Source organism: Streptomyces sp. NPDC049585, assembly GCF_040675615.1.
Lineage (GTDB): Bacteria > Actinomycetota > Actinomycetes > Streptomycetales > Streptomycetaceae > Streptomyces > Streptomyces luteosporeus.
In genome coordinates, this window is sequence record NZ_JBFAPE010000033.1 from 14,226 (window position 1) to 37,204 (window position 22,979).

Consider the following 22,979-nt stretch of genomic DNA (forward strand, 5'->3'; position numbering starts at 1 on the left):
GCCTACCGCAGGGGGGCCACGGAGGGGTCCGCCGGAGGGACCTGGCGGTGGATCCCCGGGGAGTGCTTGCCGCCCGGCTTCGCGTCGCCCGCGTCCGTCCCGCCGCCCGTGGCGAACCAGCCGCCCACGCCCGCGACCGCCGCCAGGGCCACCGCCGCCGCACCCAGCCGGATGCGGCGCCTGCGCACCTCCTCCGCGTGCGTGCGGTGGCGGGCCGAGCCCGCCCGGCGCTGGCCCGGCATCCGGGGCGCCCGGGCCGTGCCGTGGGCGCCGCCGGCGAGCTCCTCGGGCCCAGGCACGCGCATGCTGGTGTGGGTGTCGCGGTTGGAGTCGGGCCGGCCGCCGGGTACGAGCGGCACGGCCCCGCGCCGGCGCGGTTCGGGCACGCCCGCGACCGGGCGGGCGGGGGTGCCCTCCGGGCCGGCGGGGCCGGGCCCGCCGGAGGCGTCCTCCGGTTCGTCGATGTCCAGCGGCGGGATGCCCGTCAGCCCGGGCAGCAGCTCGCGCAGCCGCGCGGCGAGCTCGGAGGCCCGCAGCCGGGACGCCGGGGCCTTGGCCAGGCACTGGACGATCAGCTGCCACAGCTCGTCGGGGATGCCGGGCAGGGGCGCCACGGTCTCGGTGACGTGCCGGCGCAGCACCGCGCCGGGGTGGCCGCCGCCGAAGGGCGTGAACCCGGCCAGCAGCTCGTACAGGACGGTGGCCAGGGCGTAGACGTCGACGGAGGCGCGCGGCGGCAGGCCCTCGATGATCTCGGGGGCGAGGTAGTCGGGCGTGCCGATGACGCTGCGCTGGGCGGGGACGCGGGCGCCGTCCGCGGTGGAGGCGCGCTCGCGGGCCGGGGCCGGGCGCGGCGCGTCGACGAGGCGGGCGATGCCGAAGTCGGTGAGCAGGGCGGGGTGGGCGCCGCCGGGGCCGAGGGGGCCCTGCATGTCGAGGAGGACGTTCTCCGGCTTGACGTCGCGGTGGATGATCCCGGCGGCGTGTGCGGCGGCGAGTCCGTCGGCGACGTCGGCGACGACGGCGACGGCGGCCTCGGGGGCCAGGCGCCGCTCGCGGTCGAGGCGGGTGCGCAGGTCGGTGCCGCGGACGAGGTCCATGACCAGGGCGAGGTCGGCGCCGTCGACGACGAGGTCGCGCACGCCGACCACGTGGGGGTGGTCGAGACCGAGAAGGGCGGCGCGCTCCTGGACGAAGCGGCCGACGAGCTCCTGGTCGGAGGCGAGGTCCTCACGCAGGAGCTTGATGGCGACGGGGCCCTCGGGCCCCTCGCCGAGCCAGACCGTTCCGGCGCTGCCGCGCCCGAGGACCTGGTGGGCGGTGTATCGGCTGCCGATCTTCCGTGCCAAGACTGTTCCCCGACTCCTCCGCCATTCGACGACAGTGCCTCGGCGTGCGGCCGGCAGTGGCCGACCGCGCCGGCGACCAAGCTACGCGGCCGGAGGGGAGTTGGGGACTCCGATTCGGCGCCAACCGTCACTTCTGCGGCAGAAAACACCCTTCGGGTGTCGACATATCGACAGATTCGGGCTGTCCGGGGCCCGGGACGCTGTCGCCGGGGCCCGCCGGGCGGCTACGGAACGACGCTCTCCGAGCCGCCGGAGCCACCGGAGACGAGGTCGCTGATCCAGTCCTTGACGCTGGTCACCCAGTCCCATGTGGCGTCCCAGAAGCTCTTGCCGTCCGCGACCCAGTCCTTGAGCGGGGTGAACTCCCACACCAGCCAGGAGCCGACCACCAGCAGGACGATCATGAACAGGCAGCCCTTGAGGCAGCCGAGGCCCGGGATGTGCATGGGGTTGGCACTGCGCTGCCGCGGCGGACGCGGCTCCCGGCGCGGCGGCGCGGCGGCCGGCTCCGGCGCCCGCGGGGCGGCGTACGGCTGGGGCGCGTACGCCTGCGGGGGCTGCGGCGTCTGGTGCCGCGGCGCACGCGAGGGCGTGTACGACTGCTGCGGCTGGGGCTGGGGCGGCTGCGGGGCCCGGTAGGGCGGCTGCTGGCCGTACTGCTGCTGTCCGTAGGGCTGCTGCCCGTACTGCTGGTGGCCGTACTGCTGCTGAGGAGCCTGCGGCGGCTGGGGCGCCTGGCGACGGGTGGGGCGGCGGCGCAGCGGGTCCTCGCCGGGGTCGAGGTACTGCGTCTGCTCGTTGCGGTCGCGGGCCGCGCGCAGCTGGGTCTGCCAGGGGTGCGGCTCCTCGCCCTGCTGCGGGGGGCCGGGCGGCACGGGCGGCATGGCGCGCGTGGGATCGGCGGAGCCCCGCGGGCCGGAGCCGGCGGGCAGCACCTGGGTGGGGTCGGCGCCGGGGCCGGCCGACGTGCTGGGCAGCACGCTGGTCGCGGCGTCGGGGTCGTAGCCTGCGGGCGCACCGGAACCGGTGGGCAGCACCTGGGTGGCCTGGGCGTCGGCGGCGGCCGCTCCCGTACCGGGCACCTCGGTGGGCTGCGGGTCGGGGGCGAGCAGCCCGGCGACGCCGAGGGCGGCCTCGGCCTGGGCCGGGGAGGCGTGCACGCCGATGCCGGCGGCGACCACGCGCAGCGCGCGGGCGAGGTTCTCGGCGCTCGGGCGCTCCTCGGGGCGCTTGCTCAGGCAGCGCTCCATGACCGTCCACAGCGGTTCGGGGACGGTCGAGGGGCGGCGCGGCTCGGCGCTCAGGTGCTGGTGGAGCACCTCCAGCGCGGTCGCGCCGGCGAACGGCGGGTGGCCGGTGACCAGCTCGTACAGCAGGATGCCGGCGCCGTAGACGTCGACGGCGGAGGTCTGCGGGCGCCCCTCGGCGGACTCGGGGGCGACGTAGGCGGGGGTGCCGACGAACTCGTGGGTGCGGGTCAGGCCCGGGGAGTCGGCCAGGCGCGCGATGCCGAAGTCGGTCAGCATCGGGTGCATCTGCCCGCCGTCGTTGCGCAGCAGCACGTTGGCGGGCTTCAGGTCGCGGTGGACGATGCCGTCGGCGTGGCTGACGGCCAGGGCGTCGGCGATCTGCGCGGTGAGCAGCGCCGCGGCGACGGGGGTGAAGGGGCCGTTCTCGCGGAGGTAGCGGTGCAGGTCGGGGCCGTCGACGAGGTCCATGACGAGGGCCAGCAGGTCGCCCTCGACGACCAGGTCGCGGGTGCGCACGATGTTGGGGTGCGTCAGGCGCAGCAGGACCGAGCGCTCGCGCAGGAAGCGCATCACGACGTCGGCGTCGTTGGCCAGCTCCTCCTTGAGCACCTTGATGGCGACGGTCTCGCCCGGCTGGCCGGCCACGGCCGCCTCGGCCCCGGCCGTCTCCCTCTGCCGGGCCCGCCACACGGTTCCCGTGGCTCCGCGTCCGAGCGGCTCCTCGAGCAGGTATTTGCTGCCTACCGGCCGCACGTCATGCGCTCCCTGGTCGTGATCGGACTGGTCTCGTCGGGCTGTGCCTGATCGAAAAAGCCGGGGCTCAGCGATCCGGCTCTCGCCTTCCGCCCACTGTAGTGCCGCCGCCCGGACCGCCGGTCGGACGAATCCGGTGGGGCTCCGGGGAAAGACGCGACCCGGCGGCCGAAGGTTGCCGCGCCCTGCCCCGCCGCTGTCGGCGACAGCACCAACAACCGCAGGAAAACGGTCCGTACCAGGCCTTTTTCAAAACAACCAGACCGCACGCCGATCGTGACCGAAAGCGCCGACGCGCCCGTCCGGTCGTTCAAGATCACGAATCGACGCTCGCCGGGCGCGTCGCCGCGTGCAGGTGCGAGGATGCATGCCAGCACGCGCGCCGCCGAAGGGGAGCGGGAGCCCCCCGGGCGACGCGCTGACCTGTACGAGCCGACGCGCCCGTGCCGGGCGCGGGGAGGGGCCTTGCCTTCTGCCCGCCCGGAGCACCGGGCAGAAGGGACCGTTGACGGCGATGCAGATCCGGCTGACCGTCCTCGGGCCGCTCAGCGGCCACGCCACGTGCGCCTGCGACGTGCTCGTGACCGCCCCCGCCGGCACCGCCCTGGCCGCCGTCACCAGCGGCCTGGCCGCGGCCGTGGCGGCGGCCGGCTCGGACCTCGGCGGCGGCACCGTCGTGGTGCACGCCGGCAGCGAGCGCCTGGACCCCCAGCGCTGCGCCCTGGGCGAGCCGCCGCTGATCGACGGGGCGGTGCTGGCGCTGGGCGCCCCGGCCGGGCCGGAGCACCCGCCCGTCGCCGGCGCGGCCGACGCCCGCCTGCACGTCGTCTCGGGCCCCGACGCGGGCGGTGTGCACCTGCTGCACGGCGGCGAAGTGCGCATCGGCCGGTCGAGCACCGCCGACATCCCCCTGGACGACCCCGACGTCTCCCGGCTGCACTGCGCCGTGACCGTCGCCGACGACGGCGCGGTCACCCTGTGCGACCTGGGCTCGACCAACGGCACCCGGCTGGACGGCGAGGACGTCGGCACCGCGCCCGTCCCGCTCGTCCCCGGCGCACTGGTGCACGTGGGCGAGTCCACGCTGACCCTGGGCGGGACCGGTGCCGGCAGCGCGCCGCCGGTCCTGCCGGCCGCGCCCGACGGCGAGGGGCACCTGCGGGTGCCGCTGCCCGGCGCCGGCGCCCACCCCGCCGGCAGCACCGCCGCGCACGCCGGCTACGCCCACCTGCCCGCGGCGGGCCCCGCACGCGTCCCGGGCCCGCGCGACGGGGAGGCCCGCACCGGCCGTACGGGCGTCCCCGGCCCCCGGCCGGACGACGACACGCGCACCCCGCCCAGCGGCGTACCCCGCGGCGGGGCGTACGAGCCCGACGCCCGGGCCGCGCGCACGCCGTCCTGGGCGGTGCCCGAGCAGGGCCCGGCCGCGCCCGCCGGGCGCCCGGTGCGGCACACCGGCAGCATCGGCGCCACCGGCCCCGACGCCCCGCCGCCCGGCCCCGGCGGGGTCGGCCGCACCGCCGGCTTCGCCCACCTCGCCGGACCCGCGCCGGACGGCGACGCGGACCCCGCGCCGGAGCCCGCCGAGGGCCGGCGCCGGGGCCGCGGCATAGGGGCCTGGGCCCGCCGCCTGGCGGGCGGCCGCGGCGCCGGGCAGCGCCCGGAGCCGCGGCGCGACGGCGAGAGCGCCCCCGTCGAGGACGGCGCGCCGCAGGGCACCCCCTCCGCCGCGGCCGTGCTGCGCGAGCGGTGGCCGGACCCGGCCGCCGTCCTGCTCACCGCACTCGGCCCCGGCCCCCGGCTGTGGGAGCGCGGCCCGGACCACCCCGACCTGCTGACCGTGCGCCTGGGCACCGCCGACCGCTACGCGGCCGACGGCGGCGGGCCGCTGCCGTCCGTACCGGTGACCGCGGACCTGCGACGCGCGGGCGCCCTGGGGCTGGCGGGGCCGCAGGAGCGGCTCTCGGGACTGGCCCGGTCCGTCCTGGCCCAGCTGGCCGCGCTGCACACGCCCGGCGCCCTGGAGCTCGTCCTGATCAGCGCCGACCGGGCGCACCCCGCCGAGGAACGGGTGGCGCAGTGGTCGTGGCTGGGCTGGCTGCCGCACGTCCGTCCCGTGCACGGGCAGGACTGCCGGCTGCTGCTCGCCTACGACCGCGAACAGGCCGAGGCCCGCGTGGCCGAGCTCGTACGGCGGCTGGACGACGGCCCACTGGGCACCGGCTGGGCCACCGCCCCGGCCGAGGCGGTGGCCGCGGCCGCCGAACGGCACCGCGGGCCGTACACCGTGGTCGTCGTCGACGGCGACCCCGGTTCCGCCGGGCTGCGCGAGTCGGTCGCACGGCTGGCGGCCTGCGGCCCCGCCGTCGGCATCCACCTGCTGTGCCTGGCGCAGGCGCCGGCGGCCACGCCGTCCTCGCCCGTGACGGCCACGCTCGCCACGGCCGGGGCGGTCTCCCCCGCCTTCGACCGGTGCGGCACGGTCGCCCTGCTCAGCGGCGAAGTGGCCACCGTGGTGCAGGTCATCGACCGCACCGGCGCCGAGCCGGGGGCGGGCACGACGGTCGTCGCCGGCGTCGCCGCCGTCTCCGCCGCCTGGGCCGAACGCTTCGCCCGGGCCCTCGCCCCGCTGCGCGTGGCCGAGAACTCCGGCGACCCCGCCCACGCCTCCCGGGTCGCCGTGGCACTGCCGCGCTCGGCGCGCCTGCTGGACGAACTGGGCCTGGCCCGCGCCACCCCGGCCTCGCTCACGGCGCGCTGGGCGGCCGCCGCCGACCGGGCCACCCGGCCCGGCGGACGGGCGGTGGCCGTGCTGGGCGCGGGCCCGCACGGACCGCTGTGCGTGGACGTCGCGGCGGACGGGCCGCACCTGGTCGTCGAGGGCGGCCCCGGCAGCGGGAAGACGGAGCTGCTGCGCTCGCTCGCCGCCTCCCTGGCGGCCGGCGACCGGCCCGACCGGCTCTCGCTGGTCCTGGTCGACGGTGCCGCCGCCGAGCGCGGCGAGGGCCTGCGGGTGTGCACCGACCTGCCGCACGTCTCGACGTACCTGGCCGCCGCCGACCCGGTGCGGATGCGCGAGTTCGCCCAGGCGCTCGGCTCGGAACTCAAGCGCCGCGCCGAACTGCTGGGCACCCTCGACTTCGCCGGCTGGCACGAGCGCAACCCCGCCCCCGACCCGGGCGTCGGCGCACCGCGCCGCCCGGCGGACACCGCCGGCGAGGACCTGGAGACGGCGTCCAGCGGCACGCTCAAGCTGCGCACGCAGCGCGGCGGACCGGTGCGCACGGCGCAGACGGCCCTGCCGCGGCTCGTCGTCCTCGTCGACGACTACGACGCGCTGGTCGCGCCGGCGCTGGGCAGTACGGGCCGGCCGGCCGCCGGTTCGGTGGTCCGGGCCCTGGAGGCGGTGGCCCGCGACGGCGAACGGCTGGGCATCCACCTGATCGCCGCGTCCGGCCGGCCCGAGCGCACCGCCGACACCGCCGCCGTCGAACGGGCCGGGCTGCGGGTGACGCTGGAGATCGCGCCACCCGCGGCGGACACGCCCGGCGGCACCGCGGCGGGCCCGGACGGCGTGGCCGCCGGCGAACCCGCCCCGGGCCGGGGCCGGCTGCAGCGGCCCGACGACGACGCGACGACGCCGTTCCAGGCGGGGCGCGTGACGGGCCGCATCCCCCGGACGGCGACCCTGCGCCCGACCGTGGTCGCGCTGGACTGGGAACGCATGGGCGACCCGCCCACCCGCCGCCCGGTGCGCGAACTCGGCAACGGCCCGACCGACCTCGCCCTCCTGGCCAGTGCCCTGCAGCGCGCGGCACAGTCGGCGGGCGCGGAGGCGGCACCGGCGCTGCTGTAGCCACGCGGGGCAACGGGCACGCCGTGCGGCATGCGGGCAGGCGCCGCCCGGGTTGCGGCCCGGGGCGAGAACGCGGACACGCCACCGCAGCGCCCCGTCAGGGGCGCGGGGCAGCGTTCGGTCCGCGGCTGCCATCCGCGGGGGGGGTGCGATCGGTCACCGGCGGCCTGCGGGCGCGTCGTGGCTTGTCGCGCCCACGCGGCGCTAGGTCGTGTCCGGCGGCTCGTGCAGCGCCCCGAAGGGGCGCGGGGAACTGCGCGATCAGCCACCGGCGGCCTGCAACCGACGCACCACCCCGGGATTCCGGGCGCAGCACGGCACTCCGTCTGCGGGCGCATCGTGGCTTGTCGCGCAGTTCCCCGCGCCCCTGACGGGGCGCCGTGGTGCCACAGGGCAAAGATCCGCCGGACACGGCCTAAGGCACGGCACTCCGTCTGCGGGCACGTCGTGGCTTGTCGCGCCCGCGCGGCGGCAGCCGCAGATCGAACGCTGCCCCGCGCCCCTTCGGGGCGCTGCACGATCGGGCGCGGCGCCCACGGGCCCGGCACCGCCCCGCGGTGACTCGTGTGCTGCGCGGCACGGGTGTGAAGCGGCTGTGCCGACGGTGCCCGCGGCGTGCCGATCGCGCGTCACATCACGGTCACGATGGCCCGGTTGACACCGGAGACGGTATTGCGGCGGCCCGGCCCCGGGCGTAGGACTGTCGCACGGGAGTGCGGCCGCTCGCCGGGACGACGGGCGGCGCGGCCGCCTGCGGGGAACCGGGCACGGGAGGTACGGCCATGCGCACGGCAACACGCACACCGCTCCGCGCGATACGCGCGGTGCTCGCCGCCCACGGCGCGGGCGCCGGGCGCGGGGCACCGGGCGGGCGCAGAACGCGGGCCGGCCGCCGCGCCCGGGCCGTGGCCGTGGTGGGAGCGCTGGCCCTGGCGGCCGCCGGGTGCAGCGACAGCGGTGACGACAAGGATGGTGGGGCGGCCAGGAGCTCCGCCCCGGCGCCGGGCGGCTCCGACGTCGTCCCCCACACCGTGCAACTGCCCAAGCTGGACGGGCAGAAGCTGAAGGTGACGGCCGTGTGGACGGGTGCCGAGCAGAAGAGCTTCACCAAGGTGCTGACCGAGTTCTCGCGGCGCACCGGGGCCCAGGTGGCGTACGTGCCCAGCGGCGACGACATGTCGGCGTTCATCGGTTCGAAGGTGGCCGGCGGCGACCCGCCGGACGTGGCGTTGCTGCAACAGCCGGGGGCCCTGCGGGAGTTCGCCAAGAAGGGGTGGCTCAAGCCGCTGGGGCCCGACGCCGTCGCGCAGCTGAAGAAGAACTTCGCCCAGGGCTGGCAGGACCTCGGCGCGGCGGACGGCAAGCAGTACGGGGTGTACTTCAAGGCCACCAACAAGTCCCTCGTCTGGTACAACACCAAGGTCTTCGAGGCGGCGGGGGTCAAGGCGCCGGCGACGTGGGCGGACTTCCTGCGCACGGCCCAGGCCATTGCCGACTACGGGGTCCCGCCCGTCTCGGTGGGCGGCGCGGACGGCTGGACGCTGACGGACTGGTTCGAGAACATCTACCTCTCCCAGGCCGGCCGCGAGAAGTACGACCAGCTGGCCCAGCACAAGATCAAGTGGACGGACCCGTCGGTCAAGGACGCCCTGACCACGCTCGCCCAGCTCTTCGGCAAGAGGGAACTGCTGGCGGGCGGCAACGACGGGGCCCTGCAGACGCAGTTCCCCACCTCCGTGACGCAGACCTTCAGCGGCGGCGAGAAGGCCAAGGCCGCCATGGTCTTCGAGGGCGACTTCGCAGTGGCCAACATCATCGGGGCGAAGGCGAGGATCGGCTCGGACGCCAAGGTCTTCCCCTTCCCGGCGGTCGGCAGCCGCTCCCCGGTGGTCACCGGCGGTGACGTGGGCACGATCCTCAAGGACGGCCCGGCCGCTCAGGCCCTGCTGACCTTCCTGGCCTCCCCGGACGCGGCGGCCGTCTGGGCGAAGGACGGCGGCTTCGTCTCCGCCAACAAGGGCCTCGATCCCGCCGCCTACCCGGACGACGTGCTGCGCACGATCGCCAAGGCTGTGGTCGCGGCGGGCGACGACTTCCGCTTCGACATGTCCGACCAGGCACCGGCCGCCTTCGGCGGCAAGCCGGGGCAGGGCGAGTGGAAGCAGCTGCAGGACTTCCTGCGCAACCCCTCGGACGTGGCGGGCACCCAGCAGCGGCTGGAGTCCGACGCGGCCAAGGCCTTCGGCAACTGACGGGAGCGGCACGGATGACCACCGCGACCGCGCCTCCGTCCGCACCACCGCCCCCGCAGGCCGCACCGCCCGTCCCCGCCCCGGGGCCGGGCCGGCGCGGCGGCGTCATGGGCACCCGCGGCTGGGTGGCGGCCTGCTTCCTGCTGCCCGCCCTGGCCCTGCTGGGCGCACTCGTCCTGTATCCCATCGGCTACTCCGTCTACCGCAGCCTCTTCGACGCCTCCGGCACCAACTTCGCGGGCGCGGACAACTACCAGGAGGTCTTCACCGACGCCCGCATCCGCACGGCTCTGCGCAACAACATCGTGTGGGTCGTCGTCGCGCCGACGGTGGCCACGGCGCTGGGCCTGGTCTTCGCGGTGCTCACCGAACGGGTGCGCTGGGGCACGGCGTTCAAGCTGGTCGTCTTCATGCCGATGGCGATCTCCATGCTCGCCGCGGGCATCATCTTCCGGCTGGTGTACGAACAGGACCCGGACCGCGGCGTGGCCAACGCCGTGTGGGTCGCCGTCCACGACACCTTCGCCGCGCCGGCCCCCTACCCCGGGGCGCGCCCCCGGCCGAACACCGGGCTGAAGGAGGCCGGCGGCGGCGCGTACACGACGTGGGCGGCGGTACGGACCGGCTCGCCGGTGCTGATGCCGCTGGTCGCCGTCAAGCCGGAGGACGTCGGCGGGGCGAAGGACGCCGCCCCGGCCCGGCCGGCGGCCGGGAGGATCACCGGCACGGTGTGGCTGGACTTCACCCGGGGCGGCGGCGGTGCGCCGGGCGCCATCGACCGGGGCGAGAAGGGGCTCGCCGGAGTGACGGTGGAGGCGGTCAAGGACGGCCGCACGGTCGCCTCGGCCACCACCGCATCGGACGGCACCTTCACGCTGCCGCAGGCGGCCGACGGCGCCCTGCTGCGGCTGCCCGCCGCGAACTTCGCCACTGCCTACAACGGCATCGACTGGCTCGGCCCGGCGCTGGTGACGCCGTCCATCATCGGCGCCTACATCTGGATGTGGGCGGGCTTCGCGATGGTGCTCATCGCGGCGGGCCTGGCCGGGGTGCCGCGCGAACTGCTGGAGGCGGCACGGGTCGACGGTGCGAACGAATGGCAGGTCTTCCGCCGGGTGACCGTGCCGCTGCTGGCGCCGGTGCTGGCGGTCGTCGTCGTCACGCTGATGATCAACGTGCTGAAGATCTTCGACCTCGTCTACATCATCGCCCCCGGCTCCAGCCTGGACAACGCCAACGTCCTGGCCCTGCAGCTGTACCAGTCGTCCTTCGGTACCAACGTCAACCAGGGCGTGGGCAGCGCGATCGCCGTCCTCCTGCTGCTGCTCGTCACCCCGGTGATGGTGATGAACCTGCGCCGGATCCGCCGCGAACGGAAGGAGCGGCGATGACCACCACCGCCGGCACGGCCGTACGGGGCAGGCGCTCCCTGGCAACCCGGATCACCGCGCGGCTCGGCGGGGGCGCCGTGCGGGTCTTCCTCGTCGTGGTCGGCCTGGTGTGGCTGACACCGGCGGTGGGGCTGCTGCTGTCCTCCCTGCGCGACAAGTCCGACATCGCGGCGTCGGGGTGGTGGCAGGTCCTCGCCCACCCGGGACAGCTGACAACGGCCAGCTACCGCTCGCTGTTCGGCAACGAGCACGTGATGCACTCCCTCCTGACCACCGCACTGATCACCGTGCCGGCGACGGTGCTGGTCATCGTGATCGGCGCGCTGGCCGGCTACGCCTTCGCCTGGCTGGACTTCCCCGGGCGCGACTGGTGGTTCCTGCTGGTGGTCGGCCTGCTGGTGGTGCCGGTGCAGATCGCGCTGATCCCCGTGGCCAAGCTGTTCAACACCCTGGGGATCTTCGAGACGACCGTGGGCGTGGTGCTCTTCCACACCGCCTTCGGGCTGCCCTTCGCGGTGTTCCTGCTGCGCAACTTCTTCGCGGAGATACCGCGCGAGCTGCTGGAGGCGGCACGCCTGGACGGAGCGGGCGAACTGCGCCTGTTCACCCGGGTCGTGCTGCCGCTGGGCGGGCCCGCGATCGCCTCGCTGGGCATCTTCCAGTTCCTGTGGGTGTGGAACGACATGCTCGTCGCGCTGATCTTCGCGGACAGCGGCAACCCGCCGATCACGGTGGCGCTGCAGCAGCAGGTGCGGCAGTTCGGGGACAACGTCGACGTCCTGGCATCGGGGGCCTTCCTGTCGATGGTCGTGCCACTGGCCGTCTTCTTCGCCTTCCAGCGGCAGTTCGTCAGCGGAGTGATGGCGGGCGCGGTCAAGTGAGTCGTCACATCAGCGGTCACGTACGGGGGATGCGGGTGTAGATGGAGACCGCCCCGCCACGCACGAAGACCGTGGACTCCTCCCGGTACAGCGCGTCGAGCACCGCCCGCTTCGCCGTCTCGGCGCGCTGCGCCCGGAACCACGGGGTGCCGACCGTGGTCGTGTCCCACACCACCCACAGCCGCTGCCGGGGCGCAAGCTGCTGCAGGCGGTCCCGCAACCGCAGGGCGCCCGTCTCCTGCCCGTAGAGGGTGCCGGAGGCGGCGGGCGAGCGGGCGAGCGCGACGTCGCGCAGCCCGGTGAAGGCGCCGGGGTAGGCCAGGGATATGCGCCGCTCGTGCAGCGGGAGGAAGAGGACCGCGTCACCCGGCCGGGCCTGCTTGTCGACCACGGCGGCGACCCGGGCCAGCTCGTCGCCCCGGCTCGCGGGCAGGCGCTCGCGCTCCTGCTGCGGCAGCTGGACGACGAAGGCCACCGCCACCGCCGCGACCCCGGCCACCGCGGCGAGGCGCCGCCACGGCAGCAGGCCGAGTATCCGCTCGGCGCCCGCCGCCGCGAGCAGCGGGACGCCGGCCAGGCAGAAGAGCAGATAGCGGTCGAGGAACAGCGGCTGCCAGCGGGACGCGGCGTACAGCAGCACCGGCGGCACCACGGCCAGCGGCAGGGCGACCTGGGTCGCACCGAGCCGGCCGGTGTGCGGCAGCGGCAGGACGCAGGCCAGGCCGGCCAGCAGCACGGTGACGGTGACGACCGCCGTCTGCGGGCCGGCGAAGGCGTCGAGCAGGGCCCCGGCCTGCTCGGGGCCGGGAGCGCGCAGCCAGGAGACCTGTTCGCTCTGCCCCTGCGAGACGACCGCCAGGGGGACGAGGACCACGGACGCGGCGGCCGCCGCGCAGCCCCAGCCGCGCCACACCCGCCACGGCACGCGCGAGAGCAGCAGGGTGGCGCCGTGCGCGGCGAGCAGCAGGATGGCGAACTCGTGCAGCAGTGCGGTGCCCGCCACCACCGCCGCATAGGCCACCCAGGGCCCGTACCGGCCCGGCTCCCGGCGCTCCACCGCCTCCAGCAGCAGCCAGGTCGCCAGCGCGGCTCCGGCGGCGACCAGGGCGTACGAGCGACCCTCCTGGGCGTAGTGGCTGACGAACGGCGTCGCCGCATAGAGCAGACCGGCCCACAGGCCCGCCCGGGGGCCGGCCAGCCGGCTGCCGATCGCCCCGACGAGCCCGGCGGTGACCGCCGCGGCCACGACGGAGGGCAGGCGCAGCACGGTCTCGTCGGCCCGCAGGGCCAGCAGAGGGTGCATCAGGAGGTAGTACAGGCCGTGGACGGCGTCCACGTGGCCCAGCGTCCGCCAGATCTCCGGCAGGCTGCGGCGCGCGACCTGGAAGGTGGCCGCCTCGTCGCGCCACATGGTGCCCCGGTCCAGCCCCCACAGCCCCAGGAAGAGCATCACGGCGGCGGGGACGACCACCGCGACCGGCACCGCGAAGGGCCGGCCCCGGGGCGCCGGCCCCGGCGTGGCGCATGACGCGCCCCGCGGGGCGGTCAGCTCCGCCACATGTTCCATTTCCGTACCCCTCCCCGTACGACCAGGCCACACGCGGATCCCAGAATGCCCCGATTAGGCATACTTATTGGATACAACTGAGTGCTATGGCAGTGAACGGGAGCGGAATCCCCGGGGCGCAGGTCAGCGTGGTCGTCATCGGCTACGACGACGCCGCGCACATCGCCGATGCCGTGCGCTCCGCCCTCGGCCAGGGCCCGGCGGTCGCCGAGGTCATCGCGGTGGACGACGCCTCCACCGACCGGACCGGCCCGCTCCTGGACCGCCTGGCCACCGGTGAACCGCGCCTGAGGGTCGTTCACCGCCCGGTCAACAGCGGCGGCTGCGGCACCCCGCGCAACGACGGCGTCCGGGCGGCCACCGCGCCGTACGTGATGTTCCTCGACAGCGACGACGTGCTCCCCCATGGGGCCGTGCCGGCCCTGCTGGCCGCAGCCCTCGAACACGAGGTGCCGGTCGCGGCGGGGCTGTGCGTGCGCCGCGAGCTCCCCCTCGGCCGCGACACCCCCTGGCAGCCGCAGCTGTACCGGCGGGCCGTCGTCCACGACTCCCCCGAGGACCACCCGGCCCTGGTGCGGGACACCTTGTGCGTCAACAAGCTCTACGCACGCGCCTTCCTCACCCGGCACGGCATCGTCTTCCCCGACGGCCGCTTCCCCTACGAGGACTTCGTCTTCGGCGCCCGGCTGCTGGCCGCGGGCCCCCGGCTGGCCCTGGTGCCCGACACGGTCTACGTCTGGCACGTGCGGCGCAACGCCGCCCGCGCCTCCCTCTCCCTGGACCGCCGGCACGTGGAGAACTGGCAGGCGCGCCTGCGGGCGCACGGGCAGGGCGTGGCGGTGCTCACGGAGGCGGGCAGGACATCTCTCGCGCACGCCGCCCGGGTGAAGTTCCTCGACCACGACCTGCGCATGTACGTCCGGGAGCTGCCCGGGCACGGCCCGGCCTACCGCCGCGCCTGGTGGCGGGTGACCCGCGACTGGCTGGCCGGCTGCGAGGAGGCCGACCTGCGGGCCGCCCGCGCGCCCGCCCGCTGGATCGCCCGCGTGGTCCTCGCCTCCCCCGCACCGCGCGACCTCGACCGCCTGGCCCAGCTCGCGGCCCGGCCCGCCCGGCTGCTGCCGCCCTACGCCGAGGCGGGGGGCGAGCCGGTGTGGGCGGCCGACCTGCCGCAGGCCGCCCTGGACGGGCTCACCGGCCCGGGCGCCAAGCCGGCCCGCCGGCTGCCGGTCACGGTGGACGCCACGCTGCTGCCCGGCCCCGGACTGCGCGCCGGGCTGCGGCTGCGCGTCCACGAGATCTACGGCCGGCTGGCCGCCGCAAACCCGCACACCGCGGACGTCGAACTGCGGCTGCGGGACGGCGCGGCCGTCGTCGAGCACTCCGTCCCGCTCGCGCGGGACGGCGCCTGCTGGCGGGCCGCCCTCGACCTGGACCTCGGGCAGCTGGCCGTCCACGGCCACCGTGACGGCCCGGACCGGCGGGCGCGGGCGCCGCAGGCGTGGGACGTCCGGGTGCGCATCCACTGCACCCACGGCGGGGTGCTGCGCACCGCCGCCCGGGCCGTCGACGTCCGCACGCGCCCGTGCGTCCGCTTCGGGCTGCGCTGCGGCGTGCTGCTGGCCCAGCCCTGCGCGACCGGCGCCGGCTCGCTCGCCCTGCGGCTGGCGCCCGGGGTGCGCTGCGGGGCCGGGGTCGTCCTGCGCCGGGTGCGCAGGATGCTCGTGCGCCGGCTGCCCGCGCGGCGGCCTGCCGCTGCGGGGCCGCGCCCGGCCGTGCGGCTCGTGCCGGTCAGGCTCCCCCTGGCCAGACTGCTGTCGGCGGTACTGCGCGCGCCGTGGTCCCGACGCGACGACGCCTAGCGTTTTTCTGTCCTGCGCTTTCCTGCCCTGCGTTCCCATGTCCTGCGTCCCCCCTTGGTGGTTCACCTGCCGGCAGGGTCGTGTCGCGGCAGGTCGTGTCACGGTCGATTTCTCATCAATCGATTTCTCACCGGTCGATTTCTTCGAACAGTGCCTCCCAGCGGTCCAGCACCGCCGGCAGGGCCAGGGGCGCCACGTGGGCGCGGGCCGCCCTGCCGTATCGCTCCCGCAGCGCGCCGTCCGCCATCAGCTCCCCCAGCGCAGCGGCGAACGCCTCGGTGTCGCCGTGCGGCACGAGGGTGCCCGTCCGTCCGTCGGCGACCAGCTCCCGCACCCCGCCCGACAGGTCGAAGCTCACGCACGGCACTCCGGCCGCGGACGCCTCGGCCAGGGCCATCGGCCGGCCCTCCCGTTCGCTGGTCAGGGCGAGCACGGACAGCTCCCGGTAGGCGGCGGCCATGTCGCGCACGCTGCCGCGGAAGCGGACCCGGTCGGCGATGCCCAGGCGCGCGGCCAGGGCGCGCAGCTCCGGCTCCAGCGGGCCGTCGCCGAACAGATGCAGCTCCCAGCCGGGTCGTACGGCGCTCGCCGCGGCGAAGGCGTCGAGCAGCCGGTCCAGCCGTTTGACCTCCTCCAGTCGGCCGACCGCGCCGACGCGGCGGGTGTCCGGCGCGGGCGGCCCGGGCGGGGGCTCGAACGGCAGCGGGTTGGGCATCACCGCGGCGTTGGGCAGCCGCCGGCGCCGGAACTCGGCGGCGTCGGCCTCGCTGAGGAAGAGGGCCTTCTCCAGTGCCGGGTAGTGCTGCAGGATCAGCTGCAGGTTGGCCGTGGCCCGCGCCTGCAGGAACGACTCGTGGTACTGCCCGACGACCGTGATGCGCGGGTCGCGCGGCACCGCCTGCAGCCACACCACCGCCCACGGCGAGCCGGCGATCACGTGGGCGCGCACCCCGTGTGGCACCGCGGCCAGGCGCCGGGCCAGCAGAGCGCGGGCACGGGCGCGTTCGGCCCGCTCGGCACGGGCCGCGCGCAGGCGCGCCGGGCCGAGCCGTTCGGCGAGGGAGGCGGCCCGCCGGGCCGGTGGGGCGGGGGCCCGGTAGAGCGTGGTGCACCGGTAGGCGGGGTCGGCGACGAAGGGGTGCGGTTCGGGGCTGGGCCGGATGCCGACGAGGTCGACGGTGTGCCCGCGCCCGGCGAAGCCCTGGGCGAGGGTGTGCAGCACGCGTTGGGAGCCGCCGAGGGAGTCCACGTCGATGCCCACCAGGAACAGGTGCCGGGCCGCTCCCCGTGTCTTCTGCGTCCGCGGCTCTTTCATCGCTGTGCCTCTTCGAAGAACAGGTCGACCACGGCCTTGCTCGACCGGCCGGTCTCGTGGGGGTTGAACCTTGCCCGGAACTTCGCGTAGGCCCCGGCCCACTGGTCGGCCACCGCCGGCAGATCGCGCAGCGCGGCGGCCAGGTCGCCGGTGTCGGTGAGCACGGGCCCCGGGGCGATCTCGGCCAGGTCGTAGTAGGCCCCGCGGGTGGCGCTGCGGTAGTCCTCGTAGTCGTCGGCGTACAGCAGGATGGGGCGCCCGAGGTTGGCATAGTCGAACATCACCGACGAGTAGTCCGTGAGCAGGGCGTCCGAGGCGAGCAGCAGATCGTTCAGGTCGGTGAACTCCCGGCCGTCGCGCAGGGCGTGCCCCAGCTCCCGGGGCACGGTGAAGTGCTCGTAGTAGTGGGGGCGGACCACCACCGTCCACTCCTCGCCGGCCCCGTCACGGCCCGTCAGCAGCCGGGCGAGGTCGACGCGCACGGATGCGCCGGTGCCGCGGGCCCCGTCACGGAAGGTGGGGGCGTACAGCAGCACCTTGCGGTCCTCGGGGATCTGCAGCCGTTCGCGGGCGGCCAGGGCGCGGTCGCGCTGCTCGGGTTCGTCCTTGCGGACGAGCACGTCGTTGCGGGGCAGTCCGGTGTGCAGCAGCTCGCCGGGGTAGGCGTTGGCCCGCACGAAGGTGCGTTCGAAGTCCTCGCTGGGGCAGACGAGGGCGTCCCACCGGGCGACGGCCTCGCGGTGCCGCCGCCGTTGCTCGGGGCTCGCCAGGCGCAGTTCGGGGATGTCGAAGCCCATGTGTTTGAAGGCCTGCCCGTGCCAGGTCTGCAGGTAGCGGGTCTGCGGCCGCTTGGCGAGGGAGGCGGGGTAGCCGTGCGAGTCCACCCAGTAGCGGGCCCGGGCGAGCAGGCGGACGTACTCCCAGCTGCCGCGCCGGACCAGCTCGGCGTCCGCCGGGAAGGAGGCGGTGCTCCCGGCGTGGGACCACACGCAGCGCAGTGGCAGCCCGCGGCGGCGCACTTCCTCGTGGATGTAGCGGGGGCTGTCGGCGTAGCCCCGGCCCTCCAGGGCCTCGAAGACGACCAGGTCGCCGTCGACGGGCAGTCTCTGCAGCTCCCGGTGGACCAGGGCCTTGGCCTGCGGCCCGGTCAGTCTGCGGTGCAGCCGGTGCGCCCCGGCGGCGAGGGGCCCGAGGCGCGCCGCCGCGGCCTCGGCGCCGCCGAGGAGGCCGGTGCGCTCCCACTGCAGCTCCAGCCGTCCGGCGCCGCGCCCCTCGCACCGGATGCGCACCCGGTGCCCGGCGCTGCGCACCGACCGCGGCGGCAGGGCGTGGGGGGCCAGCAGGGGGTCGGCACGGCCGAGCCCGAGGCGTTCGAGGACGACGACGGGGTGCCGGCTCCCGTGGAACCCCTTGGGGCCGAGCGGGACGCGGCGCAGGTCGATGTCGATGTCTGCGGTGTGCTCCCGGGCGCCGGGCCGGGCCGACGCGTAGGAGAAGGGCACGGTGAGCGCGCCCCCGGCGGCGGCCACGCGCAGTCCGGCCGTGACGGGGACGGCGCCGCCGAGCAGCCGGGCGGGGTCGTAGGTGCGCAGGGTGATCCGCAGCCGCGTCCCGGTGACCCGCAGGCCGGTGATCTCGTGCCGCAGGGGTCCGGTGGCGAAGGGTTGCTCGTCCAGGCGCCAGGAGCTGATGTCCAGGGCCCGGGCGGCCCGTTCGTCGGCGGGAGGGGTCCGGCCCCAGGTGGTGCGCCCGGCGGCGTCCCGTACGACGTGCCGCGGGGCGATGCGCGGGCGGTCGAGGGTGCGGGCGCACTCGGTGGCTTCGGCGAGCCGTCCGGTCTGCAGCAGGTACTGGCAGATCTGCTGTTCGCGCGGCATGGCGGCGACGGCCTCGGGGGCGATGCCGGCGAGGTAGGGCGTGACCGTGGCGGCGAACTGCTTCGTCCACTCCGGGTCGCGGAAGGGCAGGTCGCCGAGGTACAGCCGCAGGTCGTGCCGGAGGAACTTGGTGTCCTTGGCGACTTTGAGGCCGCCGTTGCCGGATTCCGCGAGGAAGTCGTCGATGAGCCGGGCGACGGCGATGCGGTCGGCGACGTTGCCGATTTTGTGCCGACTCGACGAGATGGACGGCCCGGTGGCCGGGTCGGCGGCCAGCCGCCAGGTGTAGACGGGCCAGGGGACGACGGCGAAGGAGCGGGCGAGCACGAAGGCCCGGGCGGAGAAGAGCTGGTCCTCGTAGTGGAGGTCCTCGGGGAAGCGCAGGCCGTGGGCGGTGAGGAAGCCGGCGCGGTAGAGCTTGTTGGTGGACAGGTGGTCCAGGAAGTACTCGGGAGCGGAGGCCAGGCCGGCCACCAGGCGTTCCTCGGCGAAGAGTTCGGGGTACCAGAAAGCGGTGGTGCCGCTCTCCTCGAACAGCCGGGTGACCTCCCCCGTGACGAAGTCGCATCCGGTCCGTTCGGCGGTCAGCAGCAGGGATTTGCAGGCGTGGTAGGGGAGTTCGTCGTCGCTGTCGAGGAACATCACATAGGGGGCGCGGGCCGCGTCGATGCCCGCGTTGCGCGGGGCCCCGCATCCGCCGCTGTTCGCCGGCAGCCGCAGCACCCTGACCCGCGGGTCGGCGGCGGCCAGCTGCCGGGCCACGTGCGCTGTCGCATCCGTGGAGCAGTCGTCGACCACGATCAGCTCAAGATTGTGCAGCGACTGCGCCAGGACCGAGCGGGCGGCGCGCGGCAGGCGCCCGGCGTCGTTGTAGGCGATGAGGACGACGCTGACGTCAGGCACGGCGGGCGCGGCACGGGAATCCCCGACGGCAGGGACGGCGGACATGGCTCACCTCACTCCGAGGTCGCTCCGGGCTGGACTTCCCTACACAGAGAGTAGTCACCATTACGCAGAGTGACAAGTCCTCTTCCCGCTTCCTCCTCCGCCGACCGCCCCGCCCGCCGCCTCGCCGCCAGCGCGAGCACCACCGCGAGCCCGCCGTACATCACCGCGTCCCGGAAGGCGTGCCGTTGCGCGGTGTCGAGGCCGGGCCACGGCACTCCGCCCACCTGCGGCACCAGCGGCATCCAGAACCACACCGAACGGGCCGCCGCGCCCCGTTCCACCACCGAGGCGGCCAGCGACGGCACCACGACCAGCGCGTAGTTGAGGAAGGCGGGCCGTGAGACCACGAAAGCCGCCAGCATCAGCAGCGAGGCGCACTCCACCAGCCGCAGCCCCTCCTCGCCCCCGGCGCGCCAGCGCAGCCGGGCGAAGGACAGCACCGCCGCCCCGGCCGCAGCGGCCAGCAAAAAGGCCAGGGTGTGCGGCAGGCCGAGCCGGGGCAGCACGCTCGGCCAGGCCGAGTCGTAGGGGCGGGCGTAGGAGTCCTGCCCGTGGAGCAGGAAGGGCAGCGTGCGGGTGAAGAACAGCCCGGGCCGGGGCATGGCCCAGGACGCCGCCAGGGAGAGCGCGGCCGGCAGGCCGACGGCCCAGCCCAGCGCCCGCCACCGCCGGGCGAGGACGAACAGCAGCAGCACCGGCACCAGCATGGGTTTCAGCGCCACCGCGGCCCCGACCACCATGCCCGCCCCCGACCAGCGGCCGCGCCGCGCGAGCAGCAGGGCGGCCGGGAGGGCCACCACCGAGGCCGCCGTCCAGTTGCCCAGGAAGACCAGGCTCTGGAAGGGCACGAACAGTGCCGTCCCCACGAGCGCCACCACCGCCAGCCGGCTGTCCGCGCGCACGTCGAAGATCCGCAGGGCCAGCACCACCCCCAGCGCCACCAGGGCGCCGGTCACCGGCGGGACGGCGTAGAAGAGCACGCGGCGCGAGAGCAGTGTCTGCGGCAGTGCGGCGAAGACCGCACCCGGCAGGTAGAGGAACCGCTTGTCCGCGTACGGGGAGCCGCCCTCCAGCAGCGTGTGCGCGGCCCGCACCACGACGGCGTTGTCGATGCCGGTGCGCTCCTTGGCGTACGCCCGTACCGAACTGAGCGTGTACAGCAGCACCGCCGCCGTCAGCGCGGGCCACGAGGCCCGCTCGCGCAGCCGCTGCACGACGACGTCCTGCCACCCGGACGTCGGATCGTGCGGGGGTTGGTGCTGCACCGTACTCGCGCTCACCGGGCCACGACCTCCATCAGGGTCAGGCCGCCGGGGCCCTGTGCCACCGGCCGCAGGGCGGGGTCGCCGGGGGGCGGCCCCGTCCCGTCGTTCTTCTGCAGGACCCAGCGCACGCCGTACTCCTTGAGGATGCCGAGCCGCTCGGCCCGGGAGGTCGTGGGGGTGAAGTAGCGCCGGACGGCCTGCCGGCGCCGCTCCTCGTCGGGGAGGAAGAGGTCGGGGTAGGCGGGGGCGACGGTGTACCGGCCGTAGGCCGGCAGGGACCGCAGCGCGTAGTAGTCGGCGGTCAGCACCGTGGCGCCCCGGGGCACCCGGCGGGCCACCCGGTCGAAGCCCGGCCACAGCGCGATGACCCGCGCGTGCCGCAGGCCCGGGGGGATCGCCTGCCGGTGCAGGACGTACGTCAGGGTGCCCGCCTGGCCCCAGGCCCCTGCCGCCAGCGCGATGGCCGTCACCGCGGGCACGACCCGCCGCAGCCGCGCCCCTGCCGTCGCCCGGGACTTCTCCAGGGCCCCTGCCGCCTCGGCGGCCAGGGCGATCTGCGGGGGGATCAGGACGGCCGGCAGCACCCGCCCCCACGCGTAGTGCCCGCTGAGCCCGCCCACCGCGAACACCGCGCTCGCCAGGACGAACATCAGCACCAGGGGATCGCGGCGATCGCGGCGCCAGCGCATCCCCAGGGCCACCGCTCCCACCGCCAGCAGTCCGAACCTCGCCGGCAGGTGCGCGTACAGATGCCGGTGGACGGCGTCCAGCAGGCCGCCGTCGAGCAGCGCGAGGAACGAGTAGTACGGCCAGCACAGCGGCAGGACCAGCGCCACTCCCCCGCCCGCCGTGAGACGCCGCCACACCGTGCGGTCCGGCCACGGCCGGGCCCCCAGCAGCAGCGCCACCGTGCCCAGCACCGCGACCGCCCCGGTGAACTGATGCACCAGCAGCACCAGCCCCAGCAGCGCTCCCAGGCCCAGGAACGGCATCAGCCCCCAGCCGTCCCGCACCGCGCGGCGCAGCAGCGCCCACAGGTGCAGCGTGAGCCCCAGGGCCATGGTGCTGGGGTAGGCGAGCGTCAGGCTCAGCGAGGTCAGCCCCGGCATCCCGCTCCAGGCGAACGGCACGGTGCCGTACAGCAGCAAAAAGCACAGCAGCGCCAGCGGCACGGCCGTACGGGCGCGGGTGAACGTACGGACGAAGGCGGCGATCCCCGTGCCCAGCGCGACCAGCCCGGCCAGGCCCGCCAGCCGCAGCACGCCGAACGTCCCCCATCCCGTCGCGCCGGCGACCAGGGCCAGGGCGACGGTCCACGGCGAGTAGTAGGGGCTGGCGGTGTCGGCGTCGACGAGGGGGTTGCCCGGGTGGAGCAGGTCGGTGCGCAGCCGTTCGAGGACGGCCGCGTGCATCCCGAGGTCGCCGGACCACGGCAGCCGCACCACCATGAGCAGCAGCAGCACGGCGAGCAGGACGACCGCGGCCACGGCCGTCCGGTGCGGCAGGCGGGCCCCCGGGCCGTGTCCGGGCACGCGCACCACGGCCGCCCTCAGCGGGCGCGCCTGCCGCCGGGCGCACCGTGCCCGAGCGCTCTGGAGCGCAGCCGCCAGGGCATCGCCACCGACTCCAGCTGGACGGCGAGGTCCATCTTCGAGACCCCGGCGGTGCGGTCCTCGAAGTGGATCGGCACCTCCATGACGGTGAAGCCGGCCCGCAGCGCGCGGTATTTGGTCTCGACCTGGAAGCTGTAGCCGGCACTGTCGACGGTGTCGAGCCGGACGGCGCGCAACGCGGGCGCGCTCCAGAGGTTGAAGCCGCTGGTGATGTCGCGCACGCGGGTGCCCAGGATGCCGCTGGCGTAGGCGTTGGCCCAGCGGGAGAGCAGCTTGCGGTGGGGCTTCCAGGCGTCGGAGAGGGTGCCGCCGGGCACGTAGCGGCTGCCGACGACGACGTCCGCGCCGGTGGCCAGGGCGACGCCGAGCATTTCGGCGATCTTGTCGGTGGGGTGGCTGCCGTCGGCGTCCATCTGCAGGACGTAGGCGGCGCCCTCCTCGACCGCCCGGGTCATGCCGGCCGCGTAGGCGCGGCCGAGGCCGTCCTTGGCGGTGCGGTGCAGCACGCCCATGCGGGTGCGCCCGGGCTCGTTGTACTTGTCGGCCAGCTGGTCGGCGATGGTGCCGGTGCCGTCGGGACTGTTGTCGTCGACCACGAGCAGCCGCAGACCCTCCAGGGGCAGGGCCATGAGGGCCTCGGCCATGGTGGGCAGGTTCTGCGCCTCGTTGTACGTGGGCATGACCACGGTCAGCGGCGTGCGGCCCCACTCGGCGGGGAGCGGGGCGGCGGCGGAGGTGCGGGGAGCGCTCATGGCAAGTTCCTCGGAGGGAAGGGGCTCAGAGGGAAGGGTCATCGATGA

At 75.7% G+C, this 22,979-nt stretch carries 14 protein-coding genes; 5 read left to right on the top strand and 9 right to left on the bottom strand.

Annotated elements, in window-relative coordinates; genetic code table 11:
* Positions 1–2: 2 nt before the first annotated feature.
* The 3 genes from AB0K17_RS25760 to AB0K17_RS25770 all read right to left on the bottom strand — a co-directional run bounded on the left by AB0K17_RS25760 (position 3) and on the right by AB0K17_RS25770 (position 3,672).
* Entirely contained in the window at positions 3–1,349 is a 1,347-nt protein-coding gene (locus tag AB0K17_RS25760; RefSeq protein ID WP_365984382.1) for a serine/threonine-protein kinase, read from the bottom strand.
* Between the two features lie 224 nt (positions 1,350–1,573).
* A complete protein-coding gene (locus AB0K17_RS25765) occupies positions 1,574–3,352 on the bottom strand; it encodes a serine/threonine-protein kinase (protein WP_365984383.1) in 1,779 nt (592 codons plus the stop codon).
* Entirely contained in the window at positions 3,340–3,672 is a 333-nt protein-coding gene (locus AB0K17_RS25770) for a hypothetical protein (protein ID WP_365984384.1), read from the bottom strand. The genes AB0K17_RS25765 and AB0K17_RS25770 overlap by 13 nt, the downstream gene beginning before the upstream one ends.
* A gap of 194 nt (positions 3,673–3,866) precedes the next feature.
* On the opposite strand from AB0K17_RS25770, the gene AB0K17_RS25775 reads away from it, so the two are divergent.
* From AB0K17_RS25775 to AB0K17_RS25790, 4 genes are all read left to right on the top strand, one after another.
* Complete coding sequence (locus AB0K17_RS25775) at positions 3,867–7,208, top strand: FtsK/SpoIIIE domain-containing protein (RefSeq protein WP_365984405.1); 3,342 nt, start codon at positions 3,867–3,869, stop codon at positions 7,206–7,208.
* Between the two features lie 782 nt (positions 7,209–7,990).
* On the top strand, positions 7,991–9,460 hold the full coding sequence (locus AB0K17_RS25780; RefSeq protein WP_365984385.1) for an extracellular solute-binding protein: 1,470 nt from the start codon (positions 7,991–7,993) through the stop codon (positions 9,458–9,460).
* A gap of 107 nt (positions 9,461–9,567) precedes the next feature.
* On the top strand, positions 9,568–10,851 hold the full coding sequence (locus tag AB0K17_RS25785; protein ID WP_365984406.1) for a sugar ABC transporter permease: 1,284 nt from the start codon (positions 9,568–9,570) through the stop codon (positions 10,849–10,851).
* Positions 10,848–11,732, top strand: a complete 885-nt coding sequence (locus AB0K17_RS25790) for a carbohydrate ABC transporter permease (protein ID WP_365969026.1) — start codon at positions 10,848–10,850, stop codon at positions 11,730–11,732. The genes AB0K17_RS25785 and AB0K17_RS25790 overlap by 4 nt, the downstream gene beginning before the upstream one ends.
* Positions 11,733–11,748: 16 nt before the next feature.
* Here AB0K17_RS25790 and AB0K17_RS25795 read toward each other — a convergent pair whose 3' ends face one another.
* Entirely contained in the window at positions 11,749–13,299 is a 1,551-nt protein-coding gene (locus AB0K17_RS25795) for a glycosyltransferase family 39 protein (protein WP_365984386.1), read from the bottom strand.
* A gap of 86 nt (positions 13,300–13,385) precedes the next feature.
* On the opposite strand from AB0K17_RS25795, the gene AB0K17_RS25800 reads away from it, so the two are divergent.
* Positions 13,386–15,161 (top strand): glycosyltransferase family 2 protein, encoded by a 1,776-nt coding sequence (locus AB0K17_RS25800; RefSeq protein ID WP_365984387.1) that lies wholly within the window; start codon positions 13,386–13,388, stop codon positions 15,159–15,161.
* Between the two features lie 127 nt (positions 15,162–15,288).
* Here the strand turns inward: AB0K17_RS25800 and AB0K17_RS25805 are convergent, their stop codons facing one another.
* The 5 genes from AB0K17_RS25805 to AB0K17_RS25825 are packed head-to-tail and all read right to left on the bottom strand — an operon-like array spanning position 15,289 to position 22,931.
* Positions 15,289–16,476 carry a glycosyltransferase gene (locus AB0K17_RS25805; protein ID WP_365984388.1) on the bottom strand — a complete coding sequence of 396 codons (1,188 nt, stop codon included), beginning with the start codon at positions 16,474–16,476 and terminating at the stop codon, positions 15,289–15,291.
* The gene (locus AB0K17_RS25810) at positions 16,473–19,256 is read right to left on the bottom strand and encodes a CDP-glycerol glycerophosphotransferase family protein (protein ID WP_365984389.1); all 2,784 of its coding nucleotides are present in this window, start codon (positions 19,254–19,256) and stop codon (positions 16,473–16,475) included. Before AB0K17_RS25810 ends, AB0K17_RS25805 begins: the two co-directional genes overlap by 4 nt.
* A 53-nt stretch (positions 19,257–19,309) precedes the next feature.
* Positions 19,310–20,581, bottom strand: a complete 1,272-nt coding sequence (locus tag AB0K17_RS25815; protein WP_365984390.1) for a glycosyltransferase family 87 protein — start codon at positions 20,579–20,581, stop codon at positions 19,310–19,312.
* A complete protein-coding gene (locus tag AB0K17_RS25820) occupies positions 20,578–22,104 on the bottom strand; it encodes a hypothetical protein (RefSeq protein ID WP_365984391.1) in 1,527 nt (508 codons plus the stop codon). Before AB0K17_RS25820 ends, AB0K17_RS25815 begins: the two co-directional genes overlap by 4 nt.
* Before the next feature lie 11 nt (positions 22,105–22,115).
* The gene (locus AB0K17_RS25825) at positions 22,116–22,931 is read right to left on the bottom strand and encodes a polyprenol monophosphomannose synthase (protein ID WP_365984392.1); all 816 of its coding nucleotides are present in this window, start codon (positions 22,929–22,931) and stop codon (positions 22,116–22,118) included.
* Positions 22,932–22,979 lie beyond the last annotated feature (48 nt).